Origin of the sequence: Alteromonas sp. KUL42, assembly GCF_006538325.1 — a bacterium.
GTDB lineage: Bacteria > Pseudomonadota > Gammaproteobacteria > Enterobacterales > Alteromonadaceae > Alteromonas.
On the sequence record NZ_BJKK01000003.1, the window covers coordinates 14,180 to 38,318 of the forward strand.

The following is a 24,139-nucleotide window of genomic DNA, read 5'->3' on the forward strand; positions in this document are numbered from 1 at the left end:
AAAACCGAACAAACCCGACTCATATCGCGTTCTTAATAATATTAAGCATATTACGCGCCAAATATTTATTTCCGACGTGTTTAACAAGATGTAACTACGTTTTCACTATACGGTGAGCTTTCAAGCCATTCCTCGAGATCGGTTTTCTTAAGTGGTCTACTTATATAGTAACCTTGAATTATATTACATCCCCAATCCTTTAAGATCTCCAACGACGCTATGTCCTCTACCCCTTCAGCTACAACCTTTAAATCAAACGCACGCGCCAACGCAAGCACAGTATGCACAATTTGCTTGTCGTAGTCGTCATTCGCTAGATCAAGTATGAAGCTTTTATCTATCTTGATAGTAGTAACTGGTAAACTCTTCAAGTACGCTAGTGAGGAATACCCAGTACCAAAGTCATCTATTGCGAAACTAAACCCTTTACTCGTTAGTTCAGTGAGGTTCTGAATAGCCAATGAAGCATCTGCTACTAAGTCACTTTCCGTAATTTCTAATTCCAGAGCTTCGGGTGATAAGCCTTTGTCTTTCAAAATATTCACTAAGTTATCTAGCAAAATTTTGTTTTGAATATCTTGTGTAGACAGATTCATTGCTATAGTAAAGCTGTATCCTTTATTACGAAAATAAGCCAAGTCGGAAATGGTTCTTTGCATTACCCATGTTGTCACTTGTTCAATTAACCCAGCTTGTTCAGCAATAGTTATAAACTCATCGGGAGGTACAAAGCCCAACACGCTGTTATTCCAACGTATGAGCGCTTCCATACTCGAAACTTTCATGGTGGCAAGGTCAATTTTGGGTTGATAAACCATAGAGAGTTCACCTTGATGACTCGCCAGTGCCTTTTTCAACTCGCTGGTGATAGATAACCTTCTGGTATATTTATCTTCAAGTTCTGGTTTATAACTGACGAACCAATCCCCGGTGTGAATAGCTTCATCGGTGACTATATTCATTTTTCTGAACAATTCTTCAGATGTTGCCGCATCCTCTGGACAATTAAGCACTGCCATCGCCACTTTTACGGGGATAGCTATCAAATTAGTTTCAACAGGTTGCTCTAAAATGTGTTTAAGAGTTTCTAATTGTTCAACGCTCAAGGCTTCTTGCGAAAGATACAAAATTTCGCCGCCAGCCAAGCGCGCTGAAATACCCGGCCATCGTTGTAATCTAGACGCTAATGACTTTAGCGCATTGTCTCCATTTGAATAACCGTAAAGATCATTAATTGTTCTGAACCCTAAAACGGTAATGGCAATAACTTGAAGAGAGTGCTCCTCTTCCATTTGACCTATAAAATAGTCTTCAACATAATTTCGATTGAACAACCCCGTGAGTACATCGTGCTGAGCTTGGTAAAGTATATGACGCTCACGTGCTTTTATGCTCTCTTGCATGCTATCAACAGCTATTGCTAATTCTGATATTTCTTTTAGTTTTGAAGGCTTATCGAGGGTATTACCATAATTGCCTGCTGCAACCTTGTTGACAGCAGCAACGAGATCTGAAACTGGGCGGCTCACATTACGCGCCAGAATCATTGAAAGGCCAAGCGCTGTTAACACAGCGATGAGAGTAAACGCTAAAATGGTTAATTGAATGTTGGTGAAAGCTTCGAAGGACGCTGAGGTATCTAAAGCCAGTGTTATGTTTACGGGTAACGCCATACCCGAAGAAATATTAACTTGACGAGCAAAATACGTATGCTCGTTTTTCAACGTAACTTCGAACCACGACGGGTCGCCATTTGCCTGCAATACATCTAACGCAATATCTTTATCAAGTGTTGTATTCAATACATGATTATCGTGAACGTCAGAAATAATTATTTCTGCATCTACTAATGATTTCAGTTCTTCGAGTAAAGCCTGATCAAACTCAACGCCAATAATCATGTAATAGCGCAAAGTAGGAATTTCGACGCCATACAAATTTATCTGAACGAGCTCATCATTTATTGCGAAAAAGCCACTGTTAAGCCCTTTTGAAACAAGCTCAGAGGTGCTCTTTAGCTTGTCCCCTTCTTTAAACAGCGGAGAGTACGACACCACCACTTGATGGTCTAGATTGACCAAGGCAATAATATTTGTATTTAAACGGTCAGCATAGCTAGTGAACGCCGCATTAATGCTAGGTAAATCTTGAGTTCCTACTGCCGTTCTAAAATCAAATGCACGTAATAACACATTTGAGACATTACGTATTACTTCTTGTCTATCATCTACAACTTTATCGAATACTTTCTCTGCGAGGATAATATCTTGGTCAATATTTTTGACAACTAAAGAGTTTGCGGATTTCCAAACGGCACCAATAATAAGAAGCGATGCGATCACTATCCCTAAGAGAAGCGTTTGAAATAAGCTTTGACTAAGCGTTTTTTGCACTGAAGCGCCCCATGAAGCGTGTTTTATTTATTTTATGAGTACAAACTAGATAAAAGCATAGTCGATTATAGTGCTGACGGATAGTACTAAGGCGCTGTATTTTATAAATTTTGCCGCGTAATTACATGACTTGGTCGTAAGTTGCTTTGAGAAGAATGTAAAAACGGGTAATACAAAAAACGTAGAGATGAAAAAAAACCGCATCTCAAAGAGATACGGTTTTTATATTGGTGCGGAAAGCGGGACTTGAACCCGCACGAGCTATGCTCACCACCCCCTCAAGATGGCGTGTCTACCAATTCCACCACTTCCGCGAAATCTGTAACTTTATTTAGTTTGGCGTATTTCCATCTTCCGACGGAACATCAGATTGCTCACCAGATGTAGCTGGTACATCAGTTTGCTCTTCACCACTAATAACTGGTACGTCCTGATCAGCAGGCATTTCAACAGGAACCTCTACTGATGCTGGTACTTCTAGGTTATTCCACTCATCATCTGCTTTTTCGCGGTTAGCAGTCATCGCGCCAAGCGTTAAGCTTATGAAGAAAAACAAACCAGCAAGAATTGCTGTTGTACGAGTCATGAAGTTACCAGAACCTGATGAGCCGAAAACAGTGTTAGAGCCACCTGAGCCGAAAGAAGCGCCCATATCTGCACCTTTACCCTGTTGGATCAATACAAATCCAATTAGCAATAGCGCAACAATTAAATATGCTACTAATAGCACTTCGTAAATCATAAATACCTCGTCAGTTTGCCGCTTGGCAAATTGAAATAAAATCTTCTGCTTTTAAACTGGCACCACCAATTAACCCACCATCTACGTCTTGCTGAGCAAATAACGTTCTAGCGTTGTCAGGCTTCACACTGCCACCGTATAACAAACGAAGGCCTTCTGCCAATTCTGCGTCTATTTTAGAAAAATAACCGCGTATAAATTCGTGCACTTGTTGTGCTTGCGCTGGGCTAGCAGTTTTGCCAGTACCAATTGCCCATATGGGCTCGTACGCAATAACTGTTTTAGCCAGCTCTTCAATAGACAATATATCAGTAATTGCCTTTAACTGCTGACCAACAAACGATTCCACTTCACCAGCTTCTCGTATTTCTAACGACTCACCCACGCAAATAATGGGTACTAAATCGTTTTCTATACATTTCTTTGCTTTTAAAGCAACCAATGCGTTTGACTCGCCTTGGTCTTCGCGACGTTCAGAGTGGCCGACAATGACATAACCACATCCTGCTTCTTTTAGCATACCCACCGATAACTCACCAGTGTGCGCGCCGTTGTCTAAGTGACTCACATTTTGAGCACCAACTGAAAAACCGTTTTGATTAAAAGCATGCGTTAACGTAGCCGGAGCACAGATAACAACTTCAGTGTTCGTACTGAAACCAGCAAGCTTTTCATTGAAGTCTTTTACTAAGTCTAGACTTCCGTTCATTTTCCAATTGCCAGCCACGAATGGCTGTCTTTTGTTTATACTCACAACACAGACCTTAGCCCTGTCTTTAAAGCGGGCGTGATATTAACTATTAAATTCGTAAGATACAAGCACAAAACACAAAAAATCCTGCTATGCCAACTAATTGGCGAGATTCCGAACAGTTTCAGCAATATGCGAGGCCCATTTTTGAGACTGGCTATCATCGTTTGACTCTACCATCACACGAATAAGCGGCTCAGTACCACTTTTGCGTAACAGAACCCGCCCAGTTTTACCTAATGCGACTTCTGCTTCTTTCTTAGCATTTTGAACCTGTTCGTGAGAAAGATAATCTTCATCTTGATTTGAATAACGAACATTCACCAAGGTTTGAGGGTACATTTCAAACCCACTCGCCAAATCGTGCAAGTCCATATCTGAACGAAGCATAGCGGCAAGTACTTGTAATCCAGCAACAATACCATCTCCGGTAGAGCACATATTCAAATTCAATACGTGACCAGAGTTTTCACCACCAATCGTCCAGCCTTTTTGTTGTAGAAGCTCCATAACATAGCGGTCGCCCACATTGCTTCGCGCAAATGGTACACCTAACTTACTTAATGCATTTTCAAGGCCAAGGTTACTCATTAAGGTACCCACTACACCGCCTTGAAGCTTGCCATTTTTAAGGGCATCACGGGCTATGATATATACGATTTGATCGCCATCAAGTACATTACCTAGGTGGTCGACCATCATAATTCTGTCGCCATCTCCATCGAGGGCAAATCCTAAATGGGCGCCTGTTTCTTTTACTTTCTCTACGATGGCCGTCATTGATGTTGCACCCACACCATCATTAATATTCAGGCCATTAGGCGACGTACCCAATTCAATTACAGTAGCACCTAACTCACGCAATACATTCGGAGCGATGTGATAAGTAGCACCATGGGCGCAATCAACAACAATTTTTAACCCCGTTAAATCTAATTCAGATGGGAACGTACCTTTACAAAACTCGATGTAGCGACCCGCCGCATCGTTTATACGCGTGGCTTTACCTAATTTGTCTGATGCAACACACGTCATTGGACGGTCTAGCATGTCTTCTATTGCCAGTTCGATGTCATCGTCTAACTTAAAGCCTTGAGCCGAGAAAAATTTTATACCGTTGTCGTAATAAGGATTATGTGAAGCACTGATTACAATGCCCGCTTCTGAGCGAAACGTCTTGGTCAAATATGCAATAGCAGGCGTAGGCATTGGACCTAATAAACCAATATCTATACCGGCAGCAGATAAACCTGCCTCAAGTGACGACTCCAGCATATATCCAGAAATACGAGTGTCTTTGCCAATTAAGACTTTATTGGTTCCTCTTCCCGCTAATATTTTCCCTGCAGCCCAACCAAGTTTGGTTACAAACTCTGGGTTAATATTACTTTCGCCTACTTTACCGCGGATCCCGTCGGTACCAAAGTATCTGCGCTGTGTCATTATTATTCCTTATTTTATCGTCTTCAGCATTTTTACAATGTTAACCGCATCTGCGGTTTCTCTAACATCGTGCACGCGAATTATATGTGCCCCCATTTGAGCGGCAATTGTAGCGAGGGTTATACTGCCAGCCAAGCGTTCATTTACCTTTCTGTCTAGTAAATTTCCAATCATAGACTTTCGCGACATACCCACAAGCACAGGGTAGCCGAGTGCCATAATCTCTGGTAAATGTTTAACAAGCGTATAGTTATGCTCAATGGTTTTACCAAAACCATAGCCAGGGTCGACTAATATTTGCTCTTTGGGTATCCCAGCAACTAAACAAGCATTTACTCTTTCCAGAAGAAAATCATTTACTTCTTTCACTACATTACAGTATTCGGGCTGTACTTGCATTGAGCGAGGTTCCCCCTGCATATGCATAAGACAAACTGGCACTTCCGACTTTGCGGCCACCTCTAGCGCGCCCGGTGCTTGTAACGCCTTTACGTCATTAATTAGACCAGCGCCTGCTTTTACGGCTTCACGCATGACTTCAGCTTTACTGGTATCTATAGAAATTACACATTCACTGTTAGCGGCTAGCGCTTCAATGATGGGGATGGTTCTGTCTAACTCTTCTTGAAGCGATACATCTTGCGCGCCTGGGCGAGTCGACTCTCCGCCGATGTCTATAAATGTTGCCCCTTCATCTATCATCTTTAACGCATGGGATAGCGCCTGCTTCACGTTGGCGTGTTTACCGCCATCTGAAAAGGAATCAGGAGTAACGTTTAAAATCCCCATTATTTGAGGTTCAGAAAGGCTGATGTTATGGCTACCAAACTGCATGAATTTCTCGCTAGACTATGTTGTTTTACAAACTACTGAAAAAAGAATGGACGGCATTTGTTTATCATTGCGATACAACAAACATTAACAGCCGTTAAACAAAAACGCAGATTAACTGGCGTTTTTTAGTAACGTTAGCTGCTTAGCTAGGTAAATCACCTGGCTTGCCAACAGATGGTTTGTCAACACCATCGTTTTTAATTTCACCTTCACGTACCGGCGCACCACCACTTGGCTTGTCGCCACCAGAAGATGCAGAGTCATCCCAATCTGCAGGAGGACGAACATCCGTACGCTTCATAAGATCGTCAATTTGTTTTGCATCAATGGTTTCGTACTTCATTAATGCATCTTTCATTGAATGAAGAATGTCGATGTTTTCTTCTAGGATCTTTTGTGCACGCTCGTAGTTACGGTCAATTAGTGATTTGATTTCCGCATCAATAGCTCGCGCTGTGTCATCAGACATATTCGTCGCTTTTGACATCGACTTGCCTAGAAACACTTCGCCTTCGTCTTCAGCGTAAAGCATTGGACCCATCTTACTAGAAAGACCCCACTGCGTTACCATCTTACGGGCAATCTCAGTTGCGCGCTCAATATCGTTAGACGCACCTGTTGTTACCTTGTCGTCACCATAAATAATCGCTTCTGCTATACGACCGCCAAACAAACTAGAAATCATACTTTCTAAGTGCTGTTTAGAGTGGCTAACACGATCTTGCTCTGGCAAGTACATAGTTACACCTAATGCGCGACCACGAGGAATAATAGACACTTTGTACACTGGGTCGTGCTCTGGAACTAGTCTACCCACGATGGCGTGACCCGCTTCGTGATAAGCCGTCATTTCTTTCTCAGGCTCAGACATCACCATAGACTTACGCTCAGAGCCCATCATGATTTTGTCTTTCGCTTTTTCGAACTCTTCCATCGAAACCAAACGCTTATTGCCACGCGCAGCAAACAAAGCCGCTTCATTCACAAGGTTCGCTAAGTCTGCTCCAGAAAACCCTGGTGTTCCGCGAGCAATAACAGACGGTTCAACATTATCTGCAACTGGTACTTTTCGAATGTGTACTTTAAGAATTTGTTCACGGCCGCGAATGTCTGGTAAGCCCACTACTACTTGACGGTCAAAACGACCAGGACGAAGTAACGCAGGGTCTAGTACGTCAGGACGGTTAGTCGCAGCAATAACAATTATGCCCTCGTGACCTTCAAAACCATCCATTTCAACTAGCATTTGGTTAAGTGTCTGTTCACGCTCGTCGTGACCGCCACCTAAACCTGCGCCACGTTGGCGACCAACGGCATCAATTTCGTCGATAAAGATAATACAAGGCGCTGCTTTTTTCGCTTGCTCAAACATATCACGAACGCGCGATGCACCCACACCCACAAACATTTCAACGAAGTCAGAACCTGAAATGGTAAAGAAAGGAACTTTTGCTTCGCCTGCAATCGCTTTAGCAAGTAACGTCTTGCCGGTTCCTGGAGGCCCTACCATAAGTACGCCTTTTGGAATTTTGCCACCAAGTTTCTGGAACTTAGAAGGATCGCGCAAGAAATCAACCAATTCAGACACGTCTTCTTTAGCTTCATCACAGCCAGCTACGTCAGCGAATGTAGTCTTAATTTGGTCTTCGCCAAGCAGTCGCGCTTTACTCTTACCAAACGACATCGCACCGCGACCACCACCGCCTTGCATCTGACGCATGAAGAAAATCCATACACCGATAAGCAACAGCATTGGGAACCAAGAAATGAAGATTGATGTAAGAAGAGATTGTTCTTCTGGTGGTTCGCCATACACTCTTACGTCGTTTTTAACCAAGTCTGATACTAACTTGTCATCGAAGTAAGGTACGAAGGTTTGAAATGTCTCGCCTGAACGTTTGGTTCCACGAATTTCGCCGCTATTATTAATGCGAACTTCGCGAATATTTCCTTGTTCAGCTTCTCTTAAAAACGTTGTGTAGTCAGTTTGTGAACGAGACGATTCACTCGGTGAAAAGCTCTGAAAAACTGACATTAATACAACGGCGATGACTAACCATAAGATTAAATTTTTTGCCATATCGCTCAATGCTACTAACCTCTATAAACCCGAACTGCTGGGTAATTCAACAATTTGACTATTGAACAACCAGAAAAGTTCGCAACGAAAACCGCTTATTCCAAAGACTACTACACTTTATACCCACAAGCCACCAAATACACCTCACGAGAACGTGATCTGGACGAGTCTGGCTTACGTGTTTTAATTGTAGTAAACGATTGCTTAAGCGCATTCATAAATTCAACAAAACCTTCCCCTTGGAAGACTTTTATGACGAATGAACCACCTGGTTTTAACACCTGATGACACATATCGAGCGCAAGTTCGCAAAGGTACATTGAGCGCGATTGGTCAACAGCTGAATTACCAGCTAAGTTTGGTGCCATATCAGACAACACTATATCTACGGTTTTTCCGCCAATTCTGTTCAACAATGCTTCAAGAACGGCATCTTCTCGAAAATCGCCTTGAAGGAAATCGACACCCACTATGGGGTCCATCGGCAAAATATCACACGCAATAACCTGTCCGTTGTCACCAACAAGCTGCGCAGAAAGTTGCGACCAGCCCCCGGGCGCGGCACCTAAGTCAACAAGTGTCATTCCTGGTTTTATAAGCCTATCTTTTTGCTGGATTTCCTCCAGTTTATAGATAGCACGAGATCGCCAACCCTCCTTCTGGGCTTTTTGCACATAGTGGTCGTCGAAGTGTTCTTTTAGCCAACGTTTACTGCTGGCGGAGTGTTTCTTTTTTGTCATTCCAATACAATGTCATTAGGATTGTAGAGAAGATGGCGTTAGAATACGTTATTTCAAGCATAAACTAACAGATTAATTGTAAGAATTATCACTTCATGAAACTTTCAAACAAACAAAAGCAATTTCTAAAAGGCCTCGCACACCCATTAAAACCTGTTGTACAGCTTGGTGCAAACGGCCTAACAGAGGGTGTTGTTGCAGAAATTGACAATGCTCTAAATCATCACGAATTAATTAAAGTTAAGGTGCCAACGGATGATCGCGAAGAAAAAGCGCTTATCATGGATGCCATCGTTCGTGAAACTCGTGCAGAAAAACTGCAGGTAATTGGTCATACCTTGATTATTTATCGTCAAAGCGAAGACTGTAAAATTCAGTTGCCAAAATAAGCGCTTTAAAGGTGCCGATCCCTATCGGCACCGTGGTTTTTCTTCTTACTTCCCGTTAACATCACGTTAATAATAGTGACAAAATGGGAATATCATGACACTAAACAACCTCACTGCCATTGTAACTGGTGGATGCTCTGGTCTTGGGCACGCAACTGCAATTGCACTACGTGCAGCTGGCGCTAACGTAAGCCTATTCGATTTAAACGAAGAGTTAGGTGCAAAACGCGTAGAAGAGTTAGGTGCAGACAACACACTTTTCTCAAAAGTTGACGTACGCGACGAAGCGCAAGTTCAACATGCTATAGATGCCACAGCTCAAGCATTTGGCTCTATTGCACTATTAGTTAACTGTGCAGGTATTGCACCAGCAAAGCGCTTATTAGACAGAGAAGGCAACCCTGCCCCCCTTGGTGACTTTCAAACTACTATAGACATTAATCTTGTGGGCAGCTTTAATGTGGCACGCTTAGTTGCTGCTGCAATGGCCAAACAAGCACCGCTTAATGACGAAGGTGAGCGTGGATTAATTGTTAACACGGCATCGGTTGCAGGTTACGAGGGCCAAATTGGTCAAACGGCCTATGCAGCAAGTAAGGGCGGTATTATTGGGTTAACGTTACCTATGGCTCGTGACCTCGCACCTTTGGGTATACGCGTAAACACTATTGCTCCTGGCGTTATGGGAACGCCAATGCTTTTGGCAATGCCAGAGAAAGTGCAAGATGCCCTATCGGCTAATGTACAATTTCCGAAACGCTTAGGACTACCAGAAGAATTTGGTAAATTGGTTATTCACATGGCCAACAACAGTTATCTAAATGGTGAGACTATCCGTTTAGATGGCGGCTTGCGCATGCCGCCAAAATAATCGATTAGCCTTTGATTGGATTTATTTTTAAAAGGGAGACGTTGCTCCCTTTCTTAATCTTTTAAACCTTTAAACTGTTAACATCAAGATTAGTGTTTGTGTTCGCTTTCTACCACTGAAATTGTGCGATCTATAAACCTAGAAATTGCTTTTTCAGGTAAAACCGGCGACTTGTTATTCGCGCTAAACATTTCCAATATTGTCAACGCTTGTTCGTCTTTCATTATCATCTCAGTACTTAAGCCCTGGTAATGAAGATATGAAATTCGTTCTATCCACGCATTAGTATTATCTCGAAACGTTACCAATGCAGCCTTGTTAGCAATCGGGCCGTGACCTGGTACTATTATTGTTTGTGCATCCGCAATATTTAGGATAGTTTCTATTGCTTCGTTAAACCCTTTAGTTCCACCCGAATAGAATGTTGGATGCCAGCTTGTGTCGTAAACGTCGCCAACAAACAGGATATTACTACCTTTCAAATAGTAGAGTGTATCTTTAGAAGAATGTGAATTTACACCAATTGCTTGAACGCTATCTGCAATAGGAGATGTTTCTAGTACTTGTGCGCCATTACTTTTAAAGTAGGCGTTGCCACCAGTGTGGTCAGAATGGTTATGAGTATTAAGTATATATGATGGACGTTTCCCAACAATTTCATTTATTGTTTTGTCGAGTTGATAAAAATGCGTTTCACCCGGCATAGGGTCAATTAATATCAATTTATCCGCTATTTCAATTAAACCTATGTTTGTTCCATAGTCCTTACCGGTAAGTACATAAACATTAGAAGATACGTTTTGCACTATAATTTCGTTAGAAAACACAACATTGCTAAACAACAAAAAACACATCCAAAGCATTAACTTTCTATATTTCAACGCGCTTCCTCATTCTATTTAAGTGTATATTGATCTGTCACTGATAAGACACTGTCTTTATAAGAATAAGTACAAATATACGTCGAGCATAAGTAAACTGCGAGTTTACTTACATACCAGTTTCGTAGTTCGGTCTCATTTTTTATTATTTGAATGTCGTCGGTCTTCAAACACAGAAAATCAGTTACTAAGTTCAGTTCAAAACTAGTGCTTAATCACTAATGCTAGTTAGACCCAATTGGGACCTAATCGAAGAAAAAAGTGAGGCATTAACTATGGATATGATCGTACTGTCACAAGAAGAAATAGAAAATGTAAATGGAGCCTTTTTACAAGGAGCGGCCATTGGGACCGGACTTATTTACTAGGCTCAGCGTTCAATGGTTGCTTTTCTTGGGGTTGATTGGCGGGAATTGTAGATACCGCCATAGAGACTACAGATGAATAAACGTGATAACGATTCGGTATATTTGAAATTCGTACTATCCCACCTTTTACTCAGTTCACTGATGTTTGTGGTTTGGTGGTTAATTGCTGGTATCGACAATGCCAGAGAGATGGGTTTTTCTCATTAGTACATTAGCTTGCTGCCTTGCGGGCAGAAAGCTAATGTCCGAGATTACTCGCCGTCACCACCGCTGACAATAAGAGCAATATTGTACAAACGGTTCACCGCGTGGTAATTAATTGAGTTTTTAGGGTAACGCCCTTTACTACTAATTTTACCCGCTTCTTGCTCCATCAATATACTAAGGGCATCATCTACGGTTTCTACCGTGTATATGTGAAAAAGCCCTTTTTTCACCGCATCTATTACTGTGGCATCTAATACCAGATTGATAGCATTAGATTTGGGTATAATGACACCTTGAGTACCGGTTAGCCCACGGTATTGGCATAAATCGAAAAAGCCTTCAATTTTTTCATTAACACCGCCCACAGCTTGTACTTCACCGTACTGATTTATGGAGCCTGTGATCGCCAGAGTTTGCAAACAGGGTATTTCGGTTAACGCCGATATAAGTGCTACTAGTTCACCTAAAGAGGCACTATCACCATCAATATGACCGTAGGATTGTTCTAGTGCAATATTCGCAGAAAGGGTTAAGGGGAAATGCTGCGCATACTTGTTACCCAGATAGCCGTTTAGCAACATAACGCCTTTTGAGTGAATAGGTTGCCCTAACTCGACTTCCCGCTCGATATCAACTACGCCGCTTGCCCCTGCAAACACCGTTGCAGTAATACGAGCAGGCGTACCAAAAGCAGTATCACCGATATCTAAAACAGTTAAACCATTCACTTTTCCTACCGCTTTATCTTCGGTAGCAATAAGTACATGCCCTTCTTTTATGTCATTTAGTAAGGCTTGGCTAACGCGGCCAGTTCGGCGCTTTTTGGCACTGAGCGCGGTTTTTAAGTAATCGAGCTCAAGCACAGTTGCGTTGGCTTTTTTACAATAATAGTAAGCTTCATTCACCAACTCGATCACTTCAGCAAAATGCGCTGATAATTTTTCTTTGTGCTCTGCCATGCGTAATGAATATTCAACTAGGCGACACATTGCATTGGTAGTGATGCCTTCCAACCCTAAGGATTTCACATGGGCGCGTACCTTGCCAACGAAGTCAAACAAGGCATGCCGTGTAACAGGAATTTCCAAGTCGAAGTCGACCAACACACGGAACAGTTCATCGAACTCATCGTCGTAATCTTGCAAGGTGTAATACAAATCACGGGAACCAAGCAGTACAATTTTTACGTTAAGGTCAATTGGCTGAGGATTAAGCGTGATATTATTCACCATGCCGACGTCTTGTTGTGGTAAATCCATACGCAAACGTGTTGATTTTATGGCAAGTTTTAAGGTGTCCCACACATAGGGTTGTTCTATTAGTTGGTCCACATCCAGCAATAAATATCCACCATTGGCTCGGTGTAATGCACCGGCTTGTATCATTCTATAATTAGTAAATACACTGCCATGAATATTGGTGTATTCAATTTTTCCAAATAAGTTTTGATAAGTTGGATTCGGTTCGTAAATAACCGGCGCAGCATCGTCTATCTTATTGGAAACCAGCACATTCGGTAAAAATTGTTCTTCCAAAAAGATTTTTTTGTCGAAGTCGTCACTCTTCTCTTCTTTTTGCTCTTCACTGTGGATCACTAAAATAGCATTAACCAGCGCTGTTTTTAGCTGCTTGAGGTACTTCATTACACCAAGCTCTGCGGCATATTTGTGCTCAAGCAATTTTAGTAATGGCTTAATGCCCTGCTCTGCCGTTGTTTTATCAAGCTCACGTAAGCGCTCTGTGTTTTCCCGCTTCCATGTGGGCAGACTAAGCAGGTTTTCACTTAGACGGTTTTCAAGCTCATCAATAATTGTGTAAAACGTATCCCGCTGCGCTTCGCTCAGCAACGCAAATTCGCTATCGCTTATAGGCTTACCATCGATAATCGGAGAAAAAGTAATAGACCCCCTCTTCCTCATATAAAGCAACATCGTTGGCTTGCGCATATCGCTCAACCGCTTCAATTGCACCTTGATATTTCTGATCAAATTCACGCAATATGGATGCACGACGTCGTTGATACCCTGGATTGTCAAATGCAATAGGTAGCGAATCGAGAACGTCATCTATAAGGGATGCCATATCTTTTTGAAATGCTTTGCCCCCACCGGGCGGGAAACACAAAGCAACCGGTTCGCGCTCTTCATCAAAATTATTGATGTAGCACCAATCATCTGGTGCGCGAGACTGCGTAACCTGACGCTCGATATAGTCTTTTACCAAAGTAAAGCGACCTGTTGCAGGCTCTCCCATTACATAAAGATTGTAACCTTTGGTATCTATGCCCAAGCCAAATGTGAGGGCTTCGCGCGCACGCTCTTGACCAATAAATGTGGCGTTGAGTGCTTCGTCATCTTTAAGTGCACTGTTAATAGCGCGACGATTAAGAGAAGGTGTCAAATCGTCAACGGCTAGCGCAAAATGGGTGGTGTCTACCAGCATATGTTTCTGTCTTAATTTCTTTAGCGTAAGTGAAACGCTAATTGGCATGCGTGTCAAACCCTTATCGGTATTGGCAGCGTATTAGCCTGTCAATTGCACAAGATTCATCCATAATTGTACATTCCCTATTTTAGCTTAGTGTATAAGTGGAATTGCAGAGCCTATTGCATGAGCATTTACACAAATGCGTTTACAATAATGCTTGGCAGTAAAATTAAGTAGCGGTTAGTGCAAGTTATGCGTAACGTTAGTTTTATCAGATTAACGACTCAACTAGGAGGAACCTATTCTTGAAAACACCTTTATTCAAAACAATGACGATGCTTTTCTTCGGGATGACGATTATTACTCAGGTAAAAGCAGACATTAACTATGCGAACAACACAGGCTTTTCAATTTCTAACACCAGTGAGAGCGACGCGCCGGTGGAAGTGGTTTATTCTCATTTTATTCAGCATGTAGATATGTGGTGGCCAAAAGACCATACATGGTGGAATGGTACGCTGAGTATTGATGAATTTGCAGGTGGTTGCTTCTGTGAGAAAAGTGAAACTAATAGTGCAGCTCACATGCAAGTCAGTTACCTAGAGCCCAACAAAAAAGTGGTCATGACTGGTGGATTAGGGCCACTTCAAGAGATGGGAATGTATGGCGCCCTCACCTGGCAATTTGAGCCTATTGCTGATGGCAGCAATTCAGGGACACGAGTTACGTTAACCTATCATGCCTCTGGCAATATTCACTTTTCAGGCAAATTTGCATCATTAGAGCAGGCGCAAGGACTAGTAAAAGTGGTAGACAAAGTTCAAGCCCAACAATTGAATGCACTCACCACATTCAGTAACGATAATTAAACTCAATTCCTATTTCTATTTACAAACCGCATCTCTAAACCACCCTAACGCGCTAAAAGATGGTTACTTTTCCAGCAAGCAGCAATAAAAATAGCTGAAGTCTGCGTTAAGCTATTGAGGCATAGCTTAACGCTGGGGTATTCTATAAGGCTATATGTATGTTCAATCGGTAGCCTTGCGCTTTTTTCGCTTTCTATAAGCAAACAGCTAAATGCCATACACACCGATAATAAAACGTTTTAACTCTTAATGCGGAAGCCTAAGTTTCATGGCCGATAATCAGTACAACCCGAAAGAAATAGAACAACGCGTTCAGCAATACTGGGAAGATAATCAATCTTTCAAAGCAAACGACGACGTAGATAAAGAAAAATTCTACTGTTTGTCTATGTTTCCTTACCCAAGTGGACGACTCCACATGGGCCACGTGCGCAACTACACCATTGGTGACGTAATTAGCCGTTTCCAGCGCATGCAGGGTAAAAACGTATTGCAACCTATGGGTTGGGACGCCTTTGGTCTTCCGGCAGAAAATGCGGCAATCAACAACAATACCGCTCCTGCAAAATGGACTTATTCCAATATTGATTACATGAAAACTCAACTTCGCAGTTTGGGTTTTGGCTATGACTGGGACCGCGAAGTAACCACATGTAAATCAGATTACTATCGTTGGGAGCAATGGTTCTTCACACGTTTGTATGAAAAAGGTCTAGTTTACAAGAAAAACGCAACTGTAAACTGGGACCCAGTAGATCAAACCGTATTAGCCAATGAACAGGTTATCGATGGCCGTGGCTGGCGCTCAGGTGCATTAGTTGAGCAAAAAGAAATTCCACAGTGGTTTATTAAAATTACCGACTACGCTGAAGAGCTTTTAAGCGATCTTGAACAGCTAGAGCAATGGCCAGATCAAGTGCGCGCTATGCAGGCAAATTGGATTGGTCGTTCTGAAGGTGTGGAAATTACTTTTAATTTGGCTGAAAGTCTTAACAACATTGCTGACTTAACGGTTTACACTACGCGTCCAGATACTTTTTATGGCGTAACGTATGTTGCGGTAGCTGCGCAGCACCCTCTTGCAGAATTTGCTGCTGAATCTAATCCAGAACTTGCCGCCTTCATTGAAGAGTGCAAAAACACCAAAGTGGCTGAGGCAGAAATGGCCACGATGGAGAAAAAAGGTTGCGCTACAGGCATTGACGTCATACACCCTCTTACGGGTGAAAAACTTCCAATTTGGGTAGCTAACTTTGTATTAATGGATTATGGCTCAGGCGCGGTGATGGCTGTACCAGGTCACGACCAACGCGACTGGGAGTTTGCGACTAAGTACAACTTACCAATTCAACAAGTTATTGCACCTAAAGCAGGTGATGAAGAAAGCTGCGACCTCAGTGCTTCGGCGTATACAGAAAAAGGCAGCTTGATCAATTCTGACAAGTTTAATGGCCTAACCTTCGACGACGCGTTTAACAACATTGCTGACGAGTTAGAAAGCAAAGGTTGCGGAAAGCGCAAAGTTAACTATCGTTTACGCGATTGGGGTGTGAGTCGCCAGCGTTACTGGGGTGCGCCAATTCCAATGCTTAATTTGGAAAACGGTGAATCTGTACCAGTACCAGCCGATCAACTACCGGTTGTTCTGCCTGAAGATGTTGAAATGAACGGTGTAACGTCACCGATAAAAGCCGACCCAGAGTGGGCCAAAACAACCTACAACGGCGAAGCAGCACTACGTGAAACAGATACGTTTGACACCTTTATGGAGTCGTCTTGGTATTACGCACGTTATGCGTGTGCAAACAACAACGACGCTATGCTTGACCCAACATCTGCAAATTACTGGTTACCGGTTGATCAATACGTTGGTGGTATTGAGCACGCTATTTTGCATTTGTTGTATTCGCGTTTCTTCCATAAATTGCTTCGTGATGAAGGTCTTGTAAACTCAGACGAGCCATTTAAACGTCTGCTTTGCCAAGGTATGGTTCTGGCTGACTCTTATTACCGTGAGGATACATCTGGTAAAAAGACATGGTATTCACCAACCGAAGTGAGTACAGAGAAAGATGACAAAGGCCGTATTGTAAAAGCATGGCTTACTGCTGATGGTGAAGAAGTTATTCACGGCGGTATGACTAAAATGTCTAAGTCGAAAAACAACGGTATCGATCCACAAGAAGTTATTGACCAATACGGTGCTGATACTGTTCGTCTATTTACAATGTTTGCTGCGCCACCAGAACAAACACTAGAGTGGGTTGATTCTGGCGTTGAAGGTGCCAATCGCTTCTTACGTCGTATTTGGAAACTCGTTACTGAACACGTAGAAAATGGTGTTCCTGCGGCACTTGACGTTAATGCATTGTCAAAAGACCAACAAGCGCTTCGCCGTGAAGTTCACAAAACTATTGAGAAGGTTTCTGATGATTTAGGTCGTCGCCAAACCTTTAATACCGCAGTAGCGGCCATCATGGAACTGTTGAACCATTTACAAAAAGCGCCGCAAGAAAACGAGCAAGATATTGCCATTATGCGTGAAGCTGTTGAGTCAGTATTGTTGTTACTTAACCCTATTACGCCACACATTGCTCATGAGCTTTGGAAAGTATTGGGTCACGAGCAAGATATTGATGTTGCGCCTTGGCCAAACGCTGATAAAGCAGCATTGGTAGAAGATGAAAAGCTCATTATCGTTCAAGTTAACGGCAAAGTGCGTGCAAAAATGACAATTGCTGCCGATGCAAGCAAAGAAGCCATTGAAGATGCGGCGAAAGCTCAGCAAAACGTACAGCAATTTATTGACGGTAAAACGATCCGTAAGGTTATCGTGGTGCCAGGTAAATTGGTAAACATTGTTGCTAACTAGGTAGCCATTAAATGAAAAAGTACGTCATAGCTGCAGTATTGTCGGTTTCAACCTTGTTGTCAGGTTGTGGTTTTCACCTGCGCAGTGGGCCAAGCCTTCCTGATAATATCAATACGGTAGCTATTGACAGTGCCAGAGCACATGCGCCTTTGGCGCGTGCTCTGGATAAACACTTAAATGTCTATGGGCTCAATAGCGTCGATAAAAGCGCGCTGTCTACAACGGCAAATAGCATCCATATTTATTTGCTACCTGAACAGCTAGAAAGACAACTATTGTCTGTCTACCCATCAGGTCAAGTTGCAGAATATGAGCTGATATATATAGTTCGCTATCGCGTGCAATTTCCAGGAAAAGAAGCACTAATGGCGCAATTCGAAGTGGTACGCGACTATCAAGACGACCCCGATCAAGTATTAGCTAAGTCACGTGAACTTGAACTCATGCTTGATGAAATGCGTGATGAAGCGGCCGACATTATAATACGTCGTCTATCTAGCCAAGCTGTAGCTGCAGTAAATGCGCCTTAGTTTCTCCTGATAGTATGCAGATATATCCCAACCAGTTTCATCAAGACATTTCAAAGTCACTGCGTCCCTGCTATCTGGTATTCGGTGATGAACCTCAGCAGAAGTTTGACGTTATTGAGCAAATTCGCGCAAAAGCAAAATCTAGTGGATTCGAGGAACGTACTGTACTTGTTGCTGAAAGTGGTTTCTCGTGGAATCAATTAATTGAAGCGACACAAAGTATGTCGCTTTTTTCTAATCTTCAGTTTATTGAATTAGAATTGCCTACGGGAAAGCCAGGAACTGAAGGAAGCAAAATATTACAAGAGGTCGCCGCGCAGATTAACCCCGACATTTTATTGTTAATTCACGGTCCGAAAATTGGCAAAGACGTTCAACGCGGCAAATGGTACAAGGTACTTGATGAAATCGGTGTTGCTGTTCACTGCTACCCTCTTGAAGGTAAACAGCTTAGCTCTTGGATAAACCAACAACTGCACGCTCACCAACTTAACGTTTCTGCCGCGGGTAACAGGATGATTGCTGATTTTTGTGAAGGCAACATGCTGGCAGCAAAACAGGAAATCGATAAGCTAGCGTTACTCTACCCTCAGCAGACAATTTCTGAAACGCAAATTGAACAAGCCATGGTTGATCAATCTCGTTTCAATGTTTTTCAGCTCGTTGATGTCATGCTAAATGGCGATCAGACTCGATGCGTAAAAATTCTTTATCGTCTAGAAAGTGAGGGGTTAGAGCCTAATATTGTTATTTGGGCGCTTATTCGCGAATGGGAACAATTGTGGAAATTAAAGCTAGCTCAACAAACTAATGCTCCAATTCAATGGCAAAAATTTGGTATATGGCGCAATCGCCAAGGGTTTTATCAAAGCGCGATTAACCGTTTAAGTCTTCAACAACTTGAAGATATCCAAAGCGCATTAACCCGTGCAGATCATGCCTTTAAGCAAAATGTTATCGCTCGTCCATATATCGAACTTTGTCATCTTTGCATGATGTTTATGGGTATTGATCTTCGCGCTGTACCGCTGTTAGAGGCATAACAATGGCAAACGCGAAAACCGAGCAAATGGCCGTAAAAGCCATTTTAGGTGGTACTTTCAATCCGCCTCATCAAGGGCATATTGGGGCTGCACTCAGTGCTGCTGATAAACTGGGTATTCAAGACGTCTACTTGATGCCGTGTAAATTACCCCCGCATAAATCAGTTGACGTGACACAAGCACACAGGGTTAACATGATAGCACTGTGCTGTGAGCACAATCAGCGACTTAAACAAGAACTAATTGAGCTTTCGTTACCTTCGCCCTCGTACACTGTAAAAACGCTGCGTGAACTACGTAAAAGTAACAGCGACACAATCTGTTTTTTCATTGGTGCCGATTCACTGTATAATCTAGACAAATGGTATGAGTGGCAGCAGCTGTTAGATTACTGCCATTTGGTGGTAATGCGCAGAGATGACGAGGTGTTTTCACCGCCATCTAGCGTTAGCTCATGGTTGAATGAGCATGTGGCCACTGATAGTAACGTGATTTACAAGTTATCACATGGAAAAGTATTACTTGTCGAAACACCACTCTTTCCAATCTCTTCAACAGAACTACGCGCTTCATTGTCAAGCAATGCCAGTAGCGATGTTCAACTTCGAAGCGATACAAACATAAATGTGAGCAATTGGGTTTCTAACCCTGTGCTTGAATATATTAAAGAAAATCAGTTATATAAAAGTTAAGATAGTGAGGAAAACTTTGGAGAGTCAACAACTCAAGCAGTTCGTTTTAGATAAAGTAGACGACATGAAAGCCCGTGACGTTGTCGAGTTAGATGTTCGCGGCAAGTCGACGATTACAGACACCATGATCATTTGTTCGGGAAATTCAAAGCGTCACGTGTCATCTATTGCTGAAAACGTCATGGTAGAAGCAAAAAATGCCGGACATGCCCCAAGTAGCGTAGAAGGTAAAGAAACCGGTGAATGGGTTCTGGTAGACTTTGGTGATGTTATTTTGCACGTGATGCAAGACGAAACCCGCGACTTCTATCAACTTGAAAAACTGTGGTCATAGACGTTCGGCACAAATAAAGCTGAAAAGTGATCACGTAATGGCTATGCACTACCTCGTTGACAAGTGCATAGCTAATCAAGTGGCAAAGGCAGGCGGAAAGGGCCAGCAGTAAAGGCCCACAGAAAAGGAAGGAAAAGTGCGAATACAGATAGTTGCCGTTGGAACAAAAATGCCCAAATGGGTAAACACAGGGGTTGATGAGTTTATTCGTCGATTTCCCAGTGATCTGCCGGTAACCTTTACTGAAATTCCTGCGGGTAAACGTGGAAAAAACGCAGACATTAAACGTATTTTGGAAAAAGAAGGCGAACAAATGCTCGCTGCAATTCCTAAAGGTAACCGTGTGGTAACGCTAGAAGTTACCGGGAAACCTTGGGATACACCCACCCTAGCCAAGCAGCTCGACATATGGAAAATGGATGGTCGTGATGTCAGCCTATTAATTGGCGGCCCTGAAGGCCTTGCACCAGAGTGTATTGCTGCATCTGAACAGAAATGGTCTTTATCTGCACTTACTTTACCTCACCCCCTTGTGCGCATAATTCTTACCGAAAGTCTTTATCGTGCATGGTCTGTAACGCAAAATCACCCCTATCACAGAGAATAGGACGCGATAACGCATGCAACGGATGTCAATGCACAGAAAACGCCAAACTATTCGAGATCACTCAGCAGAAGCCAATCTATTCGCTCGTCGCGCTACAATTGCATTTATAATCGTTTTGGCCATGCTAGGTATCGTCCTTAACAACCTGTATTCACTTCAGGTGACCCAGTATGAAGACTATCAAACTCGCTCTAATGGAAACCGCATAAAAGTATTACCCGTTGCGCCGAATCGCGGATTAATTTACGACAGAAACGGTAAATTACTGGCAGAAAACCGCCCGGTGTTTAGCCTTGAAATTATACCTGAGCAAGTAAAAAACGTTGATGATACGCTAGCTGGGCTCATCGATTTGATGGGAATAACCGAAGATGAAGTCGAACGCTTTCGCTCCAGCCTAAAAGGCACGCGTCGCTTTAAGCCCGTTGCAATACGCACCCAATTAAGTGAAGAAGAAGTTGCGCTGTTTTCTGCTAGCAAGCACAAATTTCCTGGGGTGCAAATTGAAGCACGTTTGGCCAGATACTACCCTTATAAAGAAACCCTTACCCATGCCCTTGGTTATGTAGCACGTATCAACAAACGGGATTTGCAAAAATTAGTAGAAGCTGGGCTTGAAGATAATTACGCCGCCACGCATGACATTGGTAAGCTTGGTATTGAGAAATACCACGAGGAATTATTACACGGTAAAGTGGGTTACCAACAAGTAGAAGTGAATAACCAAGGCCGTATTATTCGTGTTCTCAGTGTAGAGCCTCCTACGCCGGGTAAAGATATTGTTTTGAATCTCGACCTCGACTTACAATTAGAAGCCCAGCGTATTATTAATGGAATACGTGGGGCCATTGTTGTTACCGACGTAAAAACTGGTGGAATTCTCGCCTTGTATTCAAACCCCAGCTACGATCCTAACCTTTTTGTACATGGTATTAGCAGTGCGAATTACTCTGCGTTACTTAACTCGCCAGACCGACCTTTGATCAACCGGGCGACTCAAGGTCAATACCCTCCAGCATCTACGGTTAAGCCACATTTGGGCTTTATCGGACTAGAGGAAGGTGTAATCACAGAGGACTACACCATAAAGGACACAGGTCGTTATAAGTTACCGAATGTTTCCCACGTATGGCGTGATTGGAAACGTTGGGGACACGGTGATGTTAATGTATCTAAAGCTATCGAAGTGTCATGTGACACCTTTTATTACGAGTTAGCCTACAACTTAGGCATCGATAAAATCAGTGAAGCCATGTATGAATTTGGATTTGGCGATTTTACTGGGATTGATTTGTATGAAGAGTCTGATGCGAATATGCCCAGTCGTGGGTGGAAACGCGCACGCTTTAATCAGCCTTGGTATATTGGTGACACCATCCCTGTAGGCATTGGTCAAAGTTATTGGACAACAACGCCGGTACAACTAGCCCACTCCGTCAATACACTTATTAATCGTGGTGAGCGCCATATCCCTCAGATTATCAGGGGTTACATGAATACCGATGAATCTATTGACCTAATACCGCTTAAGTCACAGCGCCCTATAGAGATAAAGAATCAACACAATCTGGATATAGTACTTAATGCTATGCACGATGTAGTAAGTGGTGAAGAAGGCGGCGCACGACATGCCTTTGCCAATACCGATTACGACTCAGCCGGTAAGACTGGGACGGCACAGTTGTTTACTGTGGGCCAAAATGAAAAATACGAAGCGGAAAAAATTGATGAAAGACTGCGCGACAATGCTATGTATGTTGGCTTCGCCCCTTTTAATGACCCTGAAATTTTAGTTACAGTAGTACTTGAAAACGTGGGTGGAGGCAGTAAAAATGCAGCACCGATAGCACGTCAAATGATGGATTTCTACTTTAGAGATCGTGTGTTTGAACCTGAGCAAACACAAGAAGTCGCAGCAAATGAAAATATTACCGGTGATTTTTAATGAAACGAACGCAGTTAAAACCCGGTCAAACTAGTTTCTTACAGCGTATTCATATTGATGGCTGGTTACTTGCTGGGTTATTAGTATTAAGTGCCGTTGGTTTAGTCACTCTTTATTCCGCCTCGGGCCAAGATATAGGTCAAATGGAGCGTCAGTTTACGCGGCTTGGTTTTAGCTTTGTAGTAATGTTTGGCTTAGCGCAACTACCCCCCGGGTTTTTACCAGAGACTCTCTCCCTATGCCTTCATTGCAGGGCTACTGATGTTAATTGCAGTATTACTGTTTGGAGATATGGGGAAAGGTGCACAGCGTTGGCTCGATTTAGGCTTTATTCGTTTTCAACCATCTGAACTTATGAAGTTAGCCGTACCTATGATGGTAGCTTGGTATATCAGTAAATTTACTATGCCACCGCGAACCACAAACATCATAATAGGCTTTGCACTTGTTGTTGTGCCGACAATTTTAATTGCTAAACAACCCGATTTAGGTACATCGCTTCTTATCGCGAGTTCAGGGGTATTCGCCATTTTTCTCGCAGGAATGAGCTGGCGATTAATTTCAATTGTAGGTGCGCTTATTGGTGCATTTGCTCCTGTTATGTGGTTTTTCTTAATGAAAGACTATCAAAAACAGCGAGTTCTCACCTTTTTAAATCCTGAAAGCGACCCATTAGGTTCAGGTTACCACATTATTCAATCTAAGATTGCCATTGGCTCAGGCGGTGTTGATGGCAAAGGCTGGTTACAGGGTACGCAATCACAATTGGAGTTTTTGCCCGAGCGCCATACCGACTTTATTTTCTCGGTTTTCAGCGAAGAATTTGGACTTACCGGTGTGATATGTCTTCTCGCTATTTATAGTTTAATTATTCTACGAGGCTTAATAATTTCTAGCCGTGCGCAAGATGCTTATGCCAAATTATTAGGCGGAAGCATTACCCTTACCTTCTTCGTATATGTCTTTGTAAACATGGGCATGGTATCAGGCCTACTGCCCGTTGTAGGCGTTCCCCTTCCACTAGTGAGTTATGGTGGAACGTCAATGGTGACATTGATGGCTGGTTTTGGCATTCTAATGTCAATTGCCACACAAAAGCGTTTTATGTCTAGGTGATAAAA

General features: G+C 42.7%; 19 protein-coding genes, 1 tRNA gene and 2 pseudogenes. 12 read left to right on the forward strand and 10 right to left on the reverse strand.

Annotation, left to right across the window (positions count from 1 at the left end; translation table 11 throughout):
* Positions 1–80 precede the first annotated feature (80 nt).
* The 8 genes from EYR97_RS05315 to rlmE form a co-directional block, all read right to left on the reverse strand.
* Positions 81–2,393 (reverse strand): GGDEF domain-containing phosphodiesterase, encoded by a 2,313-nt coding sequence (locus EYR97_RS05315; protein ID WP_131092794.1) that lies wholly within the window; start codon positions 2,391–2,393, stop codon positions 81–83.
* Positions 2,394–2,621: 228 nt separating this feature from the next.
* Positions 2,622–2,707 (reverse strand) — tRNA-Leu (locus EYR97_RS05320).
* A gap of 17 nt (positions 2,708–2,724) precedes the next feature.
* On the reverse strand, positions 2,725–3,135 hold the full coding sequence (gene secG / locus EYR97_RS05325) for a preprotein translocase subunit SecG (RefSeq protein ID WP_131092795.1): 411 nt from the start codon (positions 3,133–3,135) through the stop codon (positions 2,725–2,727).
* 10 nt (positions 3,136–3,145) lie between these two features.
* Positions 3,146–3,889 (reverse strand): triose-phosphate isomerase, encoded by a 744-nt coding sequence (tpiA, locus tag EYR97_RS05330; protein WP_131092796.1) that lies wholly within the window; start codon positions 3,887–3,889, stop codon positions 3,146–3,148.
* 96 nt (positions 3,890–3,985) lie between these two features.
* Positions 3,986–5,329: a phosphoglucosamine mutase gene (glmM, locus tag EYR97_RS05335; RefSeq protein ID WP_131092797.1), complete on the reverse strand. Its 1,344-nt coding sequence runs from the start codon at positions 5,327–5,329 to the stop codon at positions 3,986–3,988.
* A gap of 9 nt (positions 5,330–5,338) precedes the next feature.
* Positions 5,339–6,163 carry a dihydropteroate synthase gene (gene folP, locus EYR97_RS05340; protein WP_131092798.1) on the reverse strand — a complete coding sequence of 275 codons (825 nt, stop codon included), beginning with the start codon at positions 6,161–6,163 and terminating at the stop codon, positions 5,339–5,341.
* A gap of 142 nt (positions 6,164–6,305) precedes the next feature.
* The gene (ftsH, locus tag EYR97_RS05345; RefSeq protein WP_131092799.1) at positions 6,306–8,252 is read right to left on the reverse strand and encodes an ATP-dependent zinc metalloprotease FtsH; all 1,947 of its coding nucleotides are present in this window, start codon (positions 8,250–8,252) and stop codon (positions 6,306–6,308) included.
* A 101-nt stretch (positions 8,253–8,353) separates the two neighbouring features.
* Positions 8,354–8,983 carry a 23S rRNA (uridine(2552)-2'-O)-methyltransferase RlmE gene (rlmE, locus tag EYR97_RS05350; protein WP_131092800.1) on the reverse strand — a complete coding sequence of 210 codons (630 nt, stop codon included), beginning with the start codon at positions 8,981–8,983 and terminating at the stop codon, positions 8,354–8,356.
* 95 nt (positions 8,984–9,078) lie between these two features.
* Here rlmE and yhbY point away from each other — a divergent pair, with 95 nt between their 5' ends.
* Together yhbY and EYR97_RS05360 are read left to right on the forward strand one after the other, a co-directional pair.
* Positions 9,079–9,372, forward strand: a complete 294-nt coding sequence (gene yhbY, locus EYR97_RS05355; RefSeq protein WP_131092801.1) for a ribosome assembly RNA-binding protein YhbY — start codon at positions 9,079–9,081, stop codon at positions 9,370–9,372.
* 94 nt (positions 9,373–9,466) lie between these two features.
* Positions 9,467–10,243, forward strand: coding sequence for an SDR family NAD(P)-dependent oxidoreductase (locus EYR97_RS05360; protein WP_131092802.1), 777 nt, complete (start codon positions 9,467–9,469; stop codon positions 10,241–10,243).
* Positions 10,244–10,332: 89 nt separating this feature from the next.
* Here EYR97_RS05360 and EYR97_RS05365 read toward each other — a convergent pair whose 3' ends face one another.
* Positions 10,333–11,049, reverse strand: coding sequence for an MBL fold metallo-hydrolase (locus EYR97_RS05365; protein WP_165477982.1), 717 nt, complete (start codon positions 11,047–11,049; stop codon positions 10,333–10,335).
* 515 nt (positions 11,050–11,564) lie between these two features.
* On the opposite strand from EYR97_RS05365, the gene EYR97_RS05370 reads away from it, so the two are divergent.
* Positions 11,565–11,699 (forward strand): hypothetical protein, encoded by a 135-nt coding sequence (locus EYR97_RS05370; protein WP_258313200.1) that lies wholly within the window; start codon positions 11,565–11,567, stop codon positions 11,697–11,699.
* Positions 11,700–11,743: 44 nt separating this feature from the next.
* Here the strand turns inward: EYR97_RS05370 and EYR97_RS05375 are convergent.
* Positions 11,744–14,141, reverse strand: a pseudogene (locus tag EYR97_RS05375) (Lon protease family protein).
* A gap of 290 nt (positions 14,142–14,431) precedes the next feature.
* Between EYR97_RS05375 and EYR97_RS05380 the strand changes: the two are divergent.
* The 9 genes and pseudogenes from EYR97_RS05380 to rodA all read left to right on the forward strand — a co-directional run bounded on the left by EYR97_RS05380 (position 14,432) and on the right by rodA (position 24,134).
* On the forward strand, positions 14,432–14,995 hold the full coding sequence (locus tag EYR97_RS05380) for an SRPBCC domain-containing protein (RefSeq protein WP_242634908.1): 564 nt from the start codon (positions 14,432–14,434) through the stop codon (positions 14,993–14,995).
* 268 nt (positions 14,996–15,263) lie between these two features.
* Positions 15,264–17,867, forward strand: a complete 2,604-nt coding sequence (gene leuS, locus EYR97_RS05385) for a leucine--tRNA ligase (RefSeq protein WP_131092804.1) — start codon at positions 15,264–15,266, stop codon at positions 17,865–17,867.
* Positions 17,868–17,878: 11 nt separating this feature from the next.
* Entirely contained in the window at positions 17,879–18,397 is a 519-nt protein-coding gene (gene lptE, locus EYR97_RS05390) for an LPS assembly lipoprotein LptE (RefSeq protein ID WP_131092805.1), read from the forward strand.
* Between the two features lie 14 nt (positions 18,398–18,411).
* A complete protein-coding gene (gene holA / locus EYR97_RS05395; protein ID WP_131092806.1) occupies positions 18,412–19,440 on the forward strand; it encodes a DNA polymerase III subunit delta in 1,029 nt (342 codons plus the stop codon).
* Between the two features lie 2 nt (positions 19,441–19,442).
* Positions 19,443–20,132: a nicotinate (nicotinamide) nucleotide adenylyltransferase gene (gene nadD / locus EYR97_RS05400; protein WP_242634909.1), complete on the forward strand. Its 690-nt coding sequence runs from the start codon at positions 19,443–19,445 to the stop codon at positions 20,130–20,132.
* Positions 20,133–20,148: 16 nt separating this feature from the next.
* Entirely contained in the window at positions 20,149–20,466 is a 318-nt protein-coding gene (gene rsfS, locus EYR97_RS05405) for a ribosome silencing factor (protein ID WP_131092807.1), read from the forward strand.
* Between the two features lie 136 nt (positions 20,467–20,602).
* Positions 20,603–21,073: a 23S rRNA (pseudouridine(1915)-N(3))-methyltransferase RlmH gene (gene rlmH / locus EYR97_RS05410; RefSeq protein ID WP_131092808.1), complete on the forward strand. Its 471-nt coding sequence runs from the start codon at positions 20,603–20,605 to the stop codon at positions 21,071–21,073.
* A gap of 28 nt (positions 21,074–21,101) precedes the next feature.
* A complete protein-coding gene (gene mrdA / locus EYR97_RS05415; RefSeq protein WP_131093158.1) occupies positions 21,102–23,018 on the forward strand; it encodes a penicillin-binding protein 2 in 1,917 nt (638 codons plus the stop codon).
* Positions 23,018–24,134: pseudogene (gene rodA, locus EYR97_RS05420) on the forward strand (rod shape-determining protein RodA). The gene mrdA and the pseudogene rodA overlap by 1 nt, the downstream one beginning before the upstream one ends.
* The last annotated feature ends 5 nt before the right edge of the window (positions 24,135–24,139 follow it).